Genomic DNA, 14,860 nt, shown 5'->3' with positions numbered 1-14,860 from the left:
CCAAGCTCGGGGCATGCTCCTGCGCACCGTGATCCTGTTCGCCCTCGCCGCGGTCGCCGAGATCGGCGGCGCCTGGCTCGTCTGGCAGGCGGTGCGCGAGGGCCGGCCCTGGTGGTGGGCCGGGCTCGGGGTGATGGCGCTCGGCGCGTACGGCTTCATCGCGTCGCTGCAGGAGGACGCGTCCTTCGGGCGGATCCTCGCGGCCTACGGCGGCGTCTTCGTCGCGGGCTCGCTCGCGTGGGCCGCCGTGGTGGACGGCTACCGGCCGGACCGCTGGGACGTGGTCGGCGCGGTGATCTGCCTGCTCGGCGTCGCGGTGATCGTGTTCGGCCCGCGCGCGCAGGGCGCCTGACGCGGATCCGGCGTGCCGCCCGCGTCAGGACGCCGGCGTGCAGACCGCCGCGAGCGCCGTGCGGAAGGCCTTGCGGTGCGCGTCGTCGAGGCCCCGGCCGAGCTCGCCGCGCGCGTCCGTCACGAAGTGGCCGCACGCCGCGTCGCCCAGCGCGTCGTGCGCCTGGCCGACGGCGGGGACGAGCCGCGCGTCGACCGCGTTGATCCGCGGGCGGACGCTCGTGGTCAGGTCGGGCGCCGTGGTGGGCGCCTCCTCCGGGTGGGCGCGCCAGCGGGCGATGAGCGCGTACTGCACCTGCTTGCTCGCCGCGATCTGCGCGCGCATGATGCGCTCGGCCGCGACCGGGTCGACCCCGTCGGCCTCCGCGGCGGCGACGGTGGCGTCGACCACGGCCTGCTCGCGCGCGGGATCCGCCACGGCCTTGCCGGACAGCCACTTCGAGGCGGCGACGTCGTCGGCGATCTCGAGGCGGTCGAGCGCGGCGGACGCGACCGCGGTGACGGCGCCCTGCTCGCCCGCGCCGACGCGGGGGCCGGCCAGGGCGGGCGACGCGGCGCCGAGCACGGCGGCGAGGGAGACGGCGAGCGCGGAGGAGGCGAGCAGGGCGCGACGGGGCATGGCGGATCCGATCAGGGGTTCGGCGGGCGGGATGCCCGCGAGCCTAGGCACCCGGCCGCGTCCGCCCGCGCGCCTGTGGAGAGACGGGCGGCGTCAGCCGTCCGCGTCAGCCGTCCGCGTTCGGGGCCGCGCTCGGAGCCGCGGTCGTCGGCACCGCGCACGGCTCGGGGGCGGCGCCGAAGCGGAGCCACTCCGGGAGCTCCGCGGCGAAGGCCTCGCGGGTGGCCGGGTCGCCGAGCACGGTCCAGTCGACGCGCTCGCCGACCTCGGCCTCGTCCTTGTCCCACTCGAACCAGTTGACCATCTTGAGCTCGGGGAAGCGGGTCGCGGTCTCCTCCGACAGCACCTGCGACCACCACGACCGCTTGATCGCGCGCTCGCCCGCCGCGTCGCCGCGCGGGACGACGAGGGCCGCCGTCTCGGGGATCGCGACCGGCTTGCCGTGCTCGACGCCGTACACGCCGTAGAAGTCGGGCACCGCGGTCTGGTCGCCGTCGAGCCCGTCGTACTCGCCGGTGAGCTGCGCGGCGAACTTGCCCTCCTCGGGGAGGACGTTCTCGCCCCAGGGGTGCTTCGAGCCCCAGTGGTACAGGGACATGCCGACCCAGTCGACCGCGTCGTCGCCCGGGTAGTAGGGCGCGTACGGGTCGTCGGCGATGGTGAGGGCGCCGTCGCCGTCGGTGTCGAGGACCGGGAAGGCGGCGCTGTCAGGCGCGGCGGCGGACGGGCCGCCGATGAAGGGGTAGCCGCCGCCCTCGTTCGGCGCCCACATCGTGGCGCTGCCGGGCGCGCCCGCGTGCAGGGCGTCGGCCATGCGGCGGAAGGCCGCGACGTACTCCACCGGCTGCTGGCCCCACGCGTACCAGGAGCCGTTCATCTCGTGGGCGAAGCGGACGACGACCGGCGCGCCCGTGCGCTGGATCCCGTCGACGAGCGACGCGACCTCGGCGGCCACGTCGTCGGTGACGGCCGCGAGCCCCTCGCGCGGCTCGAGCGTGAGCAGCAGCGTGCCGCCCATGCCGCGCACCTGCTCGCCGGCGGCGCGCACGTTCTCGACGTCGGTCGCGTCCATCGGCACGTCGGCGAACGACACGGCGACCCCGGGGTCGCGGCCGAGCAGGTCGGCGTACTCGGCGAGGGTCTGCTGGCCCCAGTCGGGGTTGACGCCGAAGAGCGCGCCGTCGGCGGGGACGGCGTCGGCCGCCGTGCGGGTGACGCAGGAGGGCAGCCGGGGCGCGGCGGGCTCGCTGGGCGCGCATCCGACGAGGAGGGCGAGGCCCGCGACGCCGAGGCCCGCGATCAGGGGGACAGACGAGAGGCGACGGCGGCGCGGCGAGGAGGACATCGCTCCCAATTATGCGGGTGGAGAAACCCGCGTCGGCGCACGCCCGGGGAACCGTGAGCGCTCACTCCGCCCCGGCGCGCACCAGGCCCGTCTCGTAGGCGAGGACGACGGCCTGCACCCGGTCGCGCACGCCGAGCTTCGCGAGGATCCGGCCGACGTGCGTCTTCACGGTCGCCTCCGCGAGGAACAGGTCGCCCGCGATCTCCGCGTTCGAGCGGCCCTCGGCGACGCGGCGCAGCACCTCCGTCTCGCGCGGGGTGAGGGCGGCGAGCCGGGGGTGCACGCCCGCGGCGGCCGGCGCGGATCCCACGGGCAGCACGTCCGCGAACATCTCGAGCATCCGCCGGGTCACGCGCGGCGCGACCACGGAGTCGCCGGACGCCACCACCCGCACCGCGGAGGCGAGCTCGGCCGGGGTCGCGTCCTTGAGGAGGAACCCGCTCGCGCCCGCGCGCAGGGCGGCGAAGGCGTGCTCGTCCACGTCGAACGTCGTGAGGATGAGCACGCGCACGGCCGGGTGCTCGGCCACGATCCGGCGGGTCGCCTCGACGCCGTCGACGCCCGGCATCCGCACGTCCATCAGCACGACGTCCGGGCGGAGCGCGGCGACCTGGTCGATCGCGGTGCGCCCGTCGGCGGCCTCGCCCACGACCTCGAGGTCGGGGGCGCTCTCCAGCACGAGCCGGAAGCCCATGCGCACCAGGGACTGGTCGTCCACCAGCAGGATCCGCGTCATCGTCCGTCCTCCTCATCGTCGTCGTGCTCCCACGGGAGCTCGGCGCGGACGCGCCAGCCCCGGCCGTGCGGGCCGGCCTCCACGGTGCCGCCGAACGCGGCCGCGCGCTCGCGCATGCCGAGCACGCCGCGTCCGGATCCGAGGGCCGGGTCCCCGGCGACGCCCGCGCCGCGGTCGGTCACGTCCACCTCGATGCGGCCGGGCGCCCGGCGGACCGCCACCTCGACGCCCGCGGTGGCCGGCGCGTGCCGGAGCACGTTGGTCAGCGACTCCTGCACGATCCGGTGCACGGCGAGCTGCAGCGTCGCGTCGGCCTCGAGGAGCCGGGCGTCGTCGAGGCCGGACGTCCGGACGGGCAGCCCGGCCAGCCGGAAGCGGTCGACGAGCGCGGCGATGTCCGGGATCCCGGGCAGGGGCGCGACCGACGGCTCCCCGCCGTCCGCGCCGGTCCCGCCGAGCGCCTCCTCGTCCAGCACGCCGAGGACGCGCCGCATGTCGCCGAGCGCGGTGCGGCCGGTGGCGACGAGCTCGTCGAGGGCCAGGCGGGCGCGGTCCGGCGCCCAGTCGAGCGCCATCGACGCGCCGCCGCCGAGGGCGACCATGACGGAGATGCCGTGCGCGACGACGTCGTGCATCTCCCGGGCGATGCGCGCCCGCTCGGCGGCCTGCGCCAGCCGGGTGCGCTGCTCGGCCTCGCGGGCCACGGCCTCCGCCGCCTCCACCAGGCGCGCCACGTGCAGGCGGCGGCTGCGGACGCTCGTGCCGACGGCCACGGCGAGGAGCGCCAGCACCAGGACGGGCAGGGCGATCTGCTGCCAGCCGCCGAGGGACGGATCCCGCGCGAGGGCGGCCACGGCGGTCGGCTCGACCCGGCCGAGCCCGCTCATGATGGAGCCCACCTGGATCGGCAGGGGCAGCACCCGCGCGGCGGCGAGCATCGCGACGACCGCGGGGACGCACGCGGCCCACGTGACGAGGGGACGACGGGCGACCGCGACCGCGTACAGGGCGAGCGCGAGCCCCAGCTCGAACCCGGAGGAGGTCCCGGTGAGGGCGAGGGCGGCCAGCCCGAGGACCGCCATGCCCGCGGCGACCAGGACGGGACGGCGCCGCCGCCACGCGAGCAGCGCGCAGCCCGCGACCGTGAGCACGAGCGAGGCCGCCTGCATCCGGAGCACCTGCTCGCCGCCGAGGTACGCGGAGAGCGAGTACATGGAGTCGGCGCCCATGCCGGAGGCCAGCGCCCACACGGCGAAGCAGGCGATGAGGACGACGTCCACCGCGACCGGCCGTCGCGCGAGGAACCGGCCGATCGGGCCGAGGCGCCGCACGTGCAGCTCGGTGAGGAGGGGGGCGGGCCCCGGCCCCGTGCTCACGCTCGCTCCTGGATCATCGTGATCACTCTGGCAGGTGGTGGGCGCCCGGCGGGGTGCCGCGAGCGCGACGGCCCGCGCGTCAGGCATCCCGGCGCCGCAGCAGCACGACCGCGGCGGCGAGGACGCCGACGACCCAGAGGAGCATCACCCCGTACCCGCCCCACGGGGTCAGCTCGGAGCTGTTCGAGACGGTGATCACCGAGCCGACCGCGTCCGAGCGGAGCAGGCGGCTGCCCGCGCTCGACGGCAGGTGCGCGGCGAGGGACTGCAGCGGCGCCCACGGGATCGCGGCGAGCAGGTTCTCGACCACGAGCAGCAGGCCCACCACGACGGAGATGCCGGCGGCGGGGCTGCGCACGAGCATGCCGATCCCGAAGGCGAGCGCGGCCACGGCGCCGAGGTAGAGGGGCGTGCCGAGGACGAGGCGGGCGTCCTCCGCGCGGGTCAGGTCGATCGACATGCCGGTGGGCCCGAACCAGGGCGCGCACGCGGCCCAGGCGGCGAGCACCGCGACGGTCGAGGCGACGACGACCGCGAGCACCACCACGAGCAGCTTGGCGAGGAGCGCGCGCACCCGCATGGGCGTGACGGTGAGCGTGGTGCGGATCTGGCCGGACCCGTACTCGCCCGCCACGACCATCACGCCGAGGATCGCGAAGGCCAGCTGCGCGAGCGCGACGCCGCCGGTCGCGTAGGCCGCGCCGACCATGCCCTCCGATCCGACGGCCTCCGGGACGCGGGCGATGCTGATGACGCGGGAGACCGCGAAGGCCGGCACGACGGCGGTGCCGAGGGCGAGGATCCACCAGGTGGAGCGCAGCGAGCGGAGCTTGATCCACTCCCCGGCGACGAGCCGGCGGAACGTGGCGGGCTGGACGGCCGTGCGGTGCACGGTCGAGATGACGGCGGTCATGCGCGTCCTCCGGTGGTGTCGGTGCGGGCGGTGTCGGTGCGGGCGGCGGCGGAGCGGTGCTCCACCTCCCCCGCGGTCAGCTGCAGGTAGGCCTCCTCGAGGGAGACGTGGACGGGCGCGAGCCCGTGGAGCACGATGCCAGCGGACGCGGCGAGCGCGGCGATCCCCGGGGCGTCGATGCCGGTCGCGTCGAGCACGTCGTGCTCCACGGCGACCGCGCCGACGCCCGGCCGCCCCGCGAGCTCCCGCTCGAGCTCGGGCCGCATGGGCGTCCGGACGCGGACGGTGCGGGTCTGCGCGCGCTCGACCACCTCGCGGGTGGGGGCGTCGACGATCACGCGGCCTCGGCCGAGGATCAGCAGGTGGTCGGCGGTGAGGGCCATCTCGCTCATCAGGTGCGAGGACAGGAGCACCGTGCGGCCCTCGGCGGCGAGGCCGCGGAGGAGGGTGCGGATCCAGTGCACGCCCTCCGGGTCGAGCCCGTTGACCGGCTCGTCGAGGATCAGGGTCCGCGGGTCCCCGAGGAGCGCGGCGGCGATGCCGAGGCGCTGCCCCATGCCCAGCGAGAAGGTGCCGACGCGGCGGCGGGCGACGCTCGCGAGGCCCGTCATGTCGAGCACCTCGTCGACGCGGCGGGGGTGGATCCCGTGCGTCGCCGCCAGCGAGAGCAGGTGCGCCCGCGCGGACCGGCCGGCGTGCACGGCCGTCGCGTCGAGCAGCGCCCCCACCTCCCCGAGCGGCGCCCGGTGCTCGGCGTACGCCCGTCCGTTGACGGTGACGCGGCCGGACGTGGGCCGGTCGAGGCCCACGATCATGCGCATCGTCGTGGACTTCCCGGCGCCGTTCGGCCCCAGGAACCCCGTGACGACGCCGGGTCGGACGGTGAAGTCGACGTGGTCGACCGCGCGTCCCCCCGGGTGGTCCTTGGTCAGGCCGGATGCCTCGATCATGTGCCCTCCTCTGCTCGGCCTTCCGAGCCTGACGTCGGCCCGCGGCCGCCGGGACGACCAGGAGGACCAGATCGGATCCGCGGTGCCCTACGCCGCGGGGATGACCCGCTGCGCCCCCGGGGGCACGCGGACGGGACCCGATCGGGGGCGGGCGGGCACCGGGCGCGCGTCGCTAGCGTGGGCGGATGACGACGCCTGCCGCCCCTCCCGCCGTCCGTGCCGAGGGTGCGGGCCACGACCGCCGCGGTCCCGGCGGCGTGCTCCTCGCCCTGGCCGTGGGCGTCGCCGCCGCCGTGCTCGGGCTGCTCCCCTGGATCGTCGCGGGCCTCCGCCTGCCGCCGCAGAACCTGTGGGCGGAGGATGTGGGCTCACCTGCGGACATGCCGATCGCGCTGCTGCCGCTCAACCAGTACACGGCCGCGCTGCTGGCCGCGGTGATCGTGGTCGGCGGGGGCGTCGCGGGAGTCGCCGCCCGGATCCTCCGGCCCCGGCTGCCCCGCGCGGGCGTGTGGCTCGTGGTCGCGGGGCTGGTCGTCGCGCAGGCGGGCGCGCTCGTGCAGACCGCGCGCGTGACGGCCGACGGCCTGGGCATGGACGACCCCCAGCCCGCGGGCGTCGACCGCACCGGCGCCGTGATCAGCGAGGCGCAGGTGTACCTCGTCGCGTTCGTCGCGGGCACGATCGCGGCCATCGCGGTGGCCGCGGTCGTGGCCCTCGTGCTCGCCCTCGCCCCCGCCGGGGTCGCCGTCGTGGCGGCGGCCGTGCCCGCGGTCCTCCTCGCCGCGTGGGTGGCGGGCGCCGTCCCGCCGACCGAGGTCTGGTCCTCCCCGGTGGCGCCGGTCCTCACCGCCGTGGCGCGCTGGGCGCCGCCCGTCGCGCTCGGGCTCGCCATCGCCGCCACGGGGCTGCGCGGCGCCGGCCGGATCGTGGGCGCCGTCATCGCGGTCGTCCTGCTCCGGGTGGGCTCGGCCCTCGTCATCGCGGTGTCGTCCGCGCTCGGATCCCGATCCCTCCTCCGCTATCCGCTCGAGCTGGCCGACTACGCGGGCGGCGTCTTCGTCGCGGCCCTCGGCCCGCCCGCGCGCGTGCTGCCGGAGCTCGCGGTGCTCGTCGCGGTCGCGGTCGCGGGGGCCGTGGTCGTGCGGCGGCGGCGCGCGCACCGGGCCGGCTAGCGGCGAAGCCCTCCCGGGACAGCGCGACTGCCGCGGCGTCGACGGCCACGCTGGCCGGTCCTCACGCCGTGGTGCGCTCCGCGCCGGCGGCCGCCTGCCGGGCGACGCCGGACGGATCCACCAGCACGCCCGCGAAGGCGAGCTCGGCCGCGCCGATCATCAGCCGGTCGGGGCCGAGGGCGGCGCGGCGGATGCGGAGGGCCTCGCGCGCGCCGGGGAGGGCCTGGGCGGTGGCGCGGGCGAGGATCCGGTCGGGATCCGCCGCGTGCAGCGAGCCGAGGAACCCGCCGAGCACCACGAGCGACGGATTGAAGATGTTGACGACGTTCCGCAGCGCGACCGCGAGGTTGTCGATCTGCCGCTCCACCTCGGCGGTGATCGCGGGGTCCCCCGCCTCGAGCGCCGCCTGGAGCACGTCGCCCAGCTCGTCGGCGCGGGCGCGCGGGAGGCCCGTGACCTCGAGCAGCGCGTCCTGGCCGACGGTCGTCTCGAGGCAGCCGACGGCGCCGCAGTGGCACAGCTCGCCGCCCGAGTCGACGAGCGTGTGGCCGAGCTCGCCGCCGTAGCCCTCCGCGCCGCCGAACGGGCGCCGGCCGATGAGGACGCCGCCGCCGACGCCGCTCGCGCCGCCGTTGAGGTAGACGAGGTCGTCGACGTCGCGGCCGGATCCGAAGCGCCCCTCGGCGACGGCCGCGAGGCTCGCGTCGTTGGCGGCGAGCGCGGGGAGGCCCGTGGCCTCGGCGAGGAGCGCGGCGAACGGCTCGTCGACCCAGCCGAGGTGCGGCGCGAGGCGCACGAGCCCGCCGTCGAAGCGGACGAGGCCGGGGACGGCGACGCCGATGCCGAGCACGCGCGCGTCAGGCCGGCTGGCGCGGAGGTCCGCCCGGATCTCGGCGATGATCGCGCTCGCGAGCTCGGCGGCGCGCGCGGCCGTGGGGATCCCGTCGGTGTCGCGCCGGACGCGCCGCTGCACGACCCCGTCGAGGCCCACGAGGCCGACCGTGACCGCGTCGATCTCGGGGTTCACGGCGAAGACGACGACGCGCGGGTCGGCGGAGACGATGGGGCTCGGCCGGCCGACGCGGTTGGTGCCGGGCGGCTCCGACTCGATCACCAGGCCGAGCTCCTGCAGCTCGCCCACGAGCGCCGCGATGGTCGAGCGGTTGAGGCCCGTCTCGCGGGTCAGCTCGGAGCGCGACGCGGGCCCGGTCTCGTGCACGATCTGGAGCACGGTCGCGAGGTTCGAGCGGCGGACGTGGTCGGGCGTGGTGCCGCGGGAGCGGGGATCCGGCGCGAGCGGCACGGCCCGGGCGGGATCCGCGACCGGCGCGAGGGGCGCGGGGACGCGCTCGGCGTCGCCCGTCTCGTGCCCGGTCACTGGATCCCCACCCGACGAGGCTACCCGGCGGCGGCCGGGCGGACGACGGCCGCGGCTCCCGCGGACACCTGCCCTCGCAGCGCCTGGCGCACGCCCGCGCCGCTCCAGGACGCGAGCCGATCGCGCACGTCGTCGCGCCGCTCGTCGGCCAGCGCCGTCGCGTGCGCGCGCTCGAGCACGTCGTCGATCGCGACCCGCGCGCCCGTGTCCTTCGACTCGATCGCGGCCTCCACCATCGCGAGGCTCATCACGTTGCCGTGCACCTCGCCGTGCGGACGCTCGCCGGTGCGGAGCGCGTGCACGAACGCGCGCAGCGACCCGGCGATCTCCACGCCCACCGACTCCGCGGCCTCGGGCTCCGCGGGCGGGCCGTCGGGCGCGTCCGTGATGTCGCTCGTGGGCGCGTGGTCGCCGTCCCAGCGGGCGGTGCCGTGCGCGCCGCTGACCCGCCAGGATCCGTTCCACGAGGTCTCGTCGCCCGGGCTGCACCAGCTGCCCGTGTAGACGTACCGCACCCCGCCCTCGAACGCGAACACCGCGGTGGCCGCCGCGTCGCCGCGGTACCAGCTCCAGTCCGGGTTGTACGACTCGCAGTAGACGCCCACCGGATCCGCGTCGAGCAGGTACCGCACGGCGTCGAACTGGTGCACCGCCATGTCGAGGAGGAGCACGTCGTCCATCTCCTCGCGGAACCCGCCGAAGTGCGGGGCCTTGAAGAACTCGGTGGTGACGATGCCGACGCCGCCGAGGTCGGCCGCCCGCCGCTTGAGCGCGACGAGGTGGTCGTTGTACCGGCGCGACTGGCTGACCATGAAGAGCTCGCCCGTGATCTCCGCGGCCGCCGCGAGCGACAGCCCCTCGGCGACCGTCAGCGCGACGGGCTTCTCGCCGAGCACCGGCAGGCCCGCGAAGAGCGCCTGCGTGGTGACGGGGTGGTGGGCGCGCGGGATGGTGACGTCGATGACGGCGTCAGGCCGCACCCGCTCGATGATCTCGCCGAGGTCCGTGGACCACTCCGCGGTGGCCCCGTACGCGGCGGCACCGGCCTCCGCGGCCGCCGCGTCCAGGTCGACGACGCCCACGAGCTCGACGTCCGGATCCTCCGCGATGGTCCCGAGCCACGCCTGGCCCATGCCGCCCGCGCCGACCTGCACGACCCGGAGGCGCGCGCCGTCGGCCGGCGCGACGATCCGGTGCGCGGCGCCGGTGCGCTCCGCCGTCCGCTCCGTCGTGTCCGTCATCGCTCGAGCGCCCCGGCGTAGTCGGCGCCCTGGAAGAACTCGCCGGACTCGTAGCGCAGCAGCGTCGGCGTGGCCCGCTCCTCGGTAGCGCGCGCCCACTCGCAGGCGTTCGCGATCACGCGGCGGACGTCCGTGTGGTGGTAGACGGGGAAGTCCTGGTCGCCGGGCGAGAAGAAGAAGATCCGGCCGAAGCCGCGGCGGTAGGTCATGCCGCTCCGGAACACCTCGCCGCCCGTGAAGCCCGAGATGAAGACCAGCTCGTCGGGCGTGGGCACGTCGAAGTACTCGCCGTACATCTCCTGCTCGTCGATGACGATCGGGTTCGGCACGCCGCGGGTGATGGGGTGCTGCGGGTTCACGGTCCAGACCAGCTCGCGGTCGTGCTCGCTGCGCCAGCGGAGGGTGCAGGTGGTGCCCATCAGCTTCGTGAAGATCTTCGACCAGTGGCCGGAGTGCAGCACGATGAGGCCCATCCCGGCGAGCACGTGGCGGTGCACGCGCTCGACGATCTCGTCGTCCACCTCGCCGTGGGCGGCGTGGCCCCACCAGGTGAGGACGTCGGTGCGGGCGAGCAGCTCCTCGGTGAGGCCGTGCTCGGGCTGGTCCATGGTCGCGATCTCGACGTGCGCGTCGGGCAGGTTCTCCTGCACGCCCTCGGCGACGGCGCCGTGCATGCCGGTCGGGTAGCGCTCCTGCACGTGCTGCTCGATCTGCTCGTGGCGGTTCTCGCCCCAGACGGTGACGCGGAGCGGGGAGGTGGTGTCGGTCATGGTCTCTCTTCTCTGAGGTTCGTGCGGGTGTCGGGGCCGGCGGCGCAGCCGTCGGGAGCGCGGGCGCGCGGGGATCCGGTCACTTGACGGCCCCGCCCGTCGCGCCCGCCGCGATGAAGCGCTGCGCCGCGAGGAGCAGCACGATCGCGGGGAGCGACGCGAGCACGGCTGTCGCCATCACCGTGCTCCAGTCCGCGGTGTACGTCCCGATGTACTGGTAGATCCCGAGGGTGATGGGGCGCACGTCGTCGGTCGTGGTGAGCGTGAGCGCGAACAGGAAGTCGCTCCAGGTGAAGAGGAACGTGAAGAGCCCGGCCGTGATCACGGCGTTGAGGCTCACGGGCAGCACGATCGAGCGGAAGGCCCGGAAGTTGCCGGCGCCGTCGACCTTCGCGGCCTCGATGATCGACGGCGGGATGTTCGCCATGAACGCCCGCATGATGAGGATCGCGAACGGGATGCCCGCGGTGGAGTCCGCGAGGATCAGGCCCGGGATGGAGTTGAGCAGCCCCACGTCGTTGTACGCGGCGTAGAGCGCGTTGGCGACGACGATGCCGGGGATCATCTGCGAGATGAGGATCCCGAACAGCACGATGTTGATCCAGCGGAACCTGAACTGCGCCAGCGCGTAGGCGGCCGGGGTCGCGATCGCGAGGCTGAGCACCACGCTGCCGAGCGCGATCACGAGGCTCGTGCCGAGCGCCCGCCCCTGCTCGCTGAGCGCGGTCGCGTACCCCTCGAACTGCGCCTCGAACGGGAACCACGCGGCCTGGATCGCCGGGCCCGCGGGCTGCAGCGAGATGTTCACCATCCAGTAGACGGGGAACAGCATGAGGGCGAGGATCACGACGCCGATCACCGTGGAGATCCAGCTCCGCTCGGGGCGCGGGCGGCGGGATCCGACCGGGCGCGGCATGCGGCGCGCCGCGGGGGCGGCGACGCGGGCGGCGGTGTCAGTCATCGACGGCCTTCCTGTTCGCGCGGAGGTAGACCACCGCGAACACCGCCGAGATGGCGATGAGGATGTTGCTGAGGGCGGCGCCCGACCCGAAGTCGAACTGCTGGAACGAGAGCGTGTACGACTGCGTCGCGATGGTCTGCGTCGAGTTCGCCGGCCCGCCGTTCGTGAGGCCGAGGATGATGTCGAGCACCTTGATCGTGTAGACGACGCCGAGCACGAGCACCACGCCCACCACGGGGCGGAGCAGCGGCCAGGTGATGTGGCGGAACCCCTTCCAGCCGGTCGCCCCGTCGAGGGAGCCCGCCTCGTACAGCTCCGGCGGGATGTCCTGCAGGCCGCCGTAGAGGATGGTCATGTTGAACGGGATCCCGATCCACACGTTCACCGCGATCACCGTGATGAGCGCGAAGGCCGGGCTGGTGAGCCACGGCACCGGGTCCTGCACGAGGCCCGTGCCGAGGAGCGCCTGGTTGAGGACGCCCGAGTCCTGATCGAGGATCCACTTCCACACCGCGCTCGAGACGATGAGCGGCAGCAGCCACGGCAGGAGCAGCAGCGCCCGGATCAGCCCGTTGAGCGGGAACGAGCGGCGGAAGAACAGCGCCAGCACGAGCCCGATGACGAACTGCCCGGCGATGGACCCCGCCGTGAAGAGGAACGTGTTGAGGAGCGCCGTGGAGAAGATCCCCGACGAGAGCACGGACGCGTAGTTCGCGAACCCGACCCACGGCGCCTCGCCCGTGTAGAAGGTGGTCGTCGTGTACTCCTGGAAGCTCATGACGACGTTCTTCACGACCGGGTAGCCGAAGAAGAGCACGAGGTAGACGACCGCCGGCACCAGGAACATCGCCTGGAAGAAGCGCTCCCACCTCCAGCGGGGCCGGCGGGGCGCGGGCCGCGACGTCACCGCCGCGGCGCCGGCGCCCCGGGCCCGCCCGGTCGCCTCGGCGACGGGACGGGCCGGGACGGCGGTCGTCGCCATCAGCCCTGCTCGGCGTTCTTCAGCGCGTCCTCCGGCGAGGACTGGCCCGTCAGCGCGGACTGCACGGCCGTGTAGATCTTGGTGGCGGCCTTCGGCCACTCCTCGCCGAGCTCGCCGGTGCGGGCGCGGGCGTCGGCGACGAGGTCGACGAAGACCTGCTCCTCGGGCACCTGCTGGCCGAACTCGGTGGCGACGGCGGTCTTCGACGGGATCGTGAAGCGCTTGCTGGCCATGTCGAGCTGGTTCTCGTCCGAGTTGAGGCACTCGACGACCTTCGCGGCCACCGCCTGCTTCTCCTTGTCGCCCGTCTGCGGGACGGTCCAGACCTCGCCGCCGAGCGGGGCCACGGCCGTGCCGCCGGTCTCGGGCGCGGGGATCTTCGCGATGCCGTACTCGACGCCCGACTCCGTGAGCGCGGGGATCTGCCACGGGCCGTTGATCATCATCGCCGTCTTGCCGGCCATGAACTGGTCGTTGACGTCGGACTGGGTCCAGTTGACGACGCTCTGCGAGGCCGAGCCGTCCTTCACGAGGTCGGTCCAGAGCTGCAGCGCCTCCGCGGTCTCGGGCGTCGCGATGTCCTTCTCGTCGCCGCCGTTCGACCACATGAAGGGCAGGAACTGCCAGGTGCCCTCGTAGGTGGCGTTGGCGTCCATCGCGATGCCGTAGCGGTCGCCGTCCTTCAGCGCGGCGGACGCGGTCTTCAGCTCGTCCCACGTGGTGGGCGGCTGGATGCCCGCATCGGCCAGCATCTGCGTGTTGTAGAAGAGCGCGATCGTGTTCACGGTGGGCGCGAGGCCGTACATCTTGCCCTCGTAGGTGCCCGCGTCCACGACGCCCTGCGCGTACCCGTCGGTGGAGATGCCGAAGTCCTCGAGCGGGGCGAGCGCGCCGGTCGCGGCGATCTGCTGCAGGTCGGGGTTGTCGAGCATGAGCACGTCGGGCAGCGTCTTCGAGGACGCCTGCTGCAGCACCTTCTGGATGAGGCTCGAGCCGGGGATCGACGTGCGCTTGATGCTGACGCCGAGCGACTCGCCGCACTTCGTGAGCGTGTCGCCGATGACGGTGTTGTCGTTGCCCTCGTTGTAGTAGTCGGTGACGGTGATCTCCGAGGGGCTGCCGCCCGAGGAGGCCCCGCCTCCGCCGCCGCCCGAGCAGCCGGCGAGGACGAGGGGGACGGTCGCCGCGAGGGCGACGGCGCCGGTGAGGCGGCGGCGGGCGGTGGATCGAGGGGACATCGCGTGGTCTCTTCCTTGAGGTGGCGGTCGGTCCGGGCCTCGACGACACCGTGATCCGCCAGCTCTTCGCGCATCCGGGAGGCGTCGTCGCGCACCCGATGGCGGCGACGCTACCTCGGATCGGCGGCCCTGTAAAGCGGTTAACCGGAAAAGTTGCGGCGGGGCGCACCTGGACGCGGGGAGCCGGCGCCGGGATCATGACGACCACACCGCGAGCTCGAGGAGGACCCCATGCGCAAGCTCACCGCCGGTCTGTTCACGTCCGTCGACGGCGTCGTGGAGTCGCCGGACCTGTTCCAGGACGACTACTTCGACGCCGAGCTCGGCGCGGGGATGGGCCGCTTCATGGCGCAGGTCACCACGGCGGTGCTCGGCCGGCACGGCTACGAGGAGTGGTCGGCGCACTGGCCGGGAGCCCCGGCGGACGACGCGTTCGCCGCCTTCATCAACCCCATCGAGAAGCTCGTCGCCTCGCGGACGCTCACCGGCGAGCTCGGCTGGAACGCGCGCCTCATCGAGGGCGACGTGGCCGAGGCGCTCACCGCGCTGAAGCGCACCGAGGGCGGTGACATCGCGGTCTTCGCCAGCATCTCGCTCACCCGGCAGCTGCTGTTCGCGGGGGTGCTCGACGAGCTGACCCTCATGGTCCACCCGGTCGTCGCCGGGGCCGGCCGCCGCCTCTTCGCGCCCGACGACCCGATGACGCGGCTCGAGCTCGTCGGCTCGGAGATCACGAGCCGCGGCAACGCCGTGCTCACCTACGCGCGCCGGGACTGACCGAAGGCACCCGGGGGGTATCCCCCACCAGGTCGGGCGGCCACCTCCATC

The 14,860-nt window shown here is 74.8% G+C and carries 15 protein-coding genes; 3 read left to right on the top strand and 12 right to left on the bottom strand.

The features are described 5' to 3' along the window. The first annotated feature begins 13 nt into the window (after nt 1-13). Nucleotides 14-352, top strand: coding sequence for a YnfA family protein (locus tag ACT7CP_RS01015; RefSeq protein WP_413962032.1), 339 nt, complete (start codon nt 14-16; stop codon nt 350-352). A gap of 24 nt (nt 353-376) precedes the next feature. On the opposite strand, the gene aroQ is transcribed toward ACT7CP_RS01015, so the two are convergent. The 6 genes from aroQ to ACT7CP_RS00985 all read right to left on the bottom strand — a co-directional run bounded on the left by aroQ (nt 377) and on the right by ACT7CP_RS00985 (nt 6,290). After that, a complete protein-coding gene (aroQ, locus tag ACT7CP_RS01010) occupies nt 377-970 on the bottom strand; it encodes a gamma subclass chorismate mutase AroQ (protein WP_445443009.1) in 594 nt (197 codons plus the stop codon). A 106-nt stretch (nt 971-1,076) separates the two neighbouring features. Further along, a complete protein-coding gene (locus ACT7CP_RS01005; protein ID WP_445443008.1) occupies nt 1,077-2,315 on the bottom strand; it encodes a glycoside hydrolase family 26 protein in 1,239 nt (412 codons plus the stop codon). 61 nt (nt 2,316-2,376) lie between these two features. Next, nucleotides 2,377-3,051 carry a response regulator gene (locus ACT7CP_RS01000; RefSeq protein WP_445443007.1) on the bottom strand — a complete coding sequence of 225 codons (675 nt, stop codon included), beginning with the start codon at nt 3,049-3,051 and terminating at the stop codon, nt 2,377-2,379. Next, nucleotides 3,048-4,427 (bottom strand): sensor histidine kinase, encoded by a 1,380-nt coding sequence (locus ACT7CP_RS00995; protein WP_445443006.1) that lies wholly within the window; start codon nt 4,425-4,427, stop codon nt 3,048-3,050. The genes ACT7CP_RS01000 and ACT7CP_RS00995 overlap by 4 nt, the downstream gene beginning before the upstream one ends. 79 nt (nt 4,428-4,506) lie before the next feature. Further along, a complete protein-coding gene (locus ACT7CP_RS00990) occupies nt 4,507-5,340 on the bottom strand; it encodes an ABC transporter permease (RefSeq protein ID WP_445443005.1) in 834 nt (277 codons plus the stop codon). Then, a complete protein-coding gene (locus ACT7CP_RS00985; RefSeq protein WP_413962026.1) occupies nt 5,337-6,290 on the bottom strand; it encodes an ATP-binding cassette domain-containing protein in 954 nt (317 codons plus the stop codon). Before ACT7CP_RS00985 ends, ACT7CP_RS00990 begins: the two co-directional genes overlap by 4 nt. A 185-nt stretch (nt 6,291-6,475) precedes the next feature. On the opposite strand from ACT7CP_RS00985, the gene ACT7CP_RS00980 reads away from it, so the two are divergent. Beyond that, a complete protein-coding gene (locus ACT7CP_RS00980) occupies nt 6,476-7,462 on the top strand; it encodes a hypothetical protein (protein ID WP_445443004.1) in 987 nt (328 codons plus the stop codon). Nucleotides 7,463-7,523: 61 nt separating this feature from the next. On the opposite strand, the gene ACT7CP_RS00975 is transcribed toward ACT7CP_RS00980, so the two are convergent. The 6 genes from ACT7CP_RS00975 to ACT7CP_RS00950 form a co-directional block, all read right to left on the bottom strand. Beyond that, nucleotides 7,524-8,840 carry an ROK family protein gene (locus tag ACT7CP_RS00975; RefSeq protein ID WP_445443003.1) on the bottom strand — a complete coding sequence of 439 codons (1,317 nt, stop codon included), beginning with the start codon at nt 8,838-8,840 and terminating at the stop codon, nt 7,524-7,526. A gap of 20 nt (nt 8,841-8,860) precedes the next feature. Continuing rightward, on the bottom strand, nt 8,861-10,081 hold the full coding sequence (locus tag ACT7CP_RS00970) for a Gfo/Idh/MocA family protein (protein WP_445443002.1): 1,221 nt from the start codon (nt 10,079-10,081) through the stop codon (nt 8,861-8,863). Continuing rightward, a complete protein-coding gene (locus ACT7CP_RS00965; RefSeq protein WP_445443001.1) occupies nt 10,078-10,851 on the bottom strand; it encodes a ThuA domain-containing protein in 774 nt (257 codons plus the stop codon). Before ACT7CP_RS00965 ends, ACT7CP_RS00970 begins: the two co-directional genes overlap by 4 nt. A gap of 79 nt (nt 10,852-10,930) precedes the next feature. Beyond that, nucleotides 10,931-11,812 (bottom strand): carbohydrate ABC transporter permease, encoded by an 882-nt coding sequence (locus ACT7CP_RS00960; RefSeq protein WP_445443000.1) that lies wholly within the window; start codon nt 11,810-11,812, stop codon nt 10,931-10,933. Further along, on the bottom strand, nt 11,805-12,794 hold the full coding sequence (locus tag ACT7CP_RS00955) for a carbohydrate ABC transporter permease (protein WP_413962020.1): 990 nt from the start codon (nt 12,792-12,794) through the stop codon (nt 11,805-11,807). Before ACT7CP_RS00955 ends, ACT7CP_RS00960 begins: the two co-directional genes overlap by 8 nt. Beyond that, nucleotides 12,794-14,032, bottom strand: coding sequence for a sugar ABC transporter substrate-binding protein (locus ACT7CP_RS00950; RefSeq protein WP_445442999.1), 1,239 nt, complete (start codon nt 14,030-14,032; stop codon nt 12,794-12,796). The genes ACT7CP_RS00955 and ACT7CP_RS00950 overlap by 1 nt, the downstream gene beginning before the upstream one ends. Nucleotides 14,033-14,263: 231 nt before the next feature. On the opposite strand from ACT7CP_RS00950, the gene ACT7CP_RS00945 reads away from it, so the two are divergent. Beyond that, entirely contained in the window at nt 14,264-14,809 is a 546-nt protein-coding gene (locus tag ACT7CP_RS00945) for a dihydrofolate reductase family protein (protein WP_445442998.1), read from the top strand. The last annotated feature ends 51 nt before the right edge of the window (nt 14,810-14,860 follow it).

This window comes from Clavibacter rahimiani (assembly GCF_052654495.1).
Note: the sequence above shows the minus strand (reverse complement) of the source record. Positions and strands in the feature narration are given on the sequence as shown.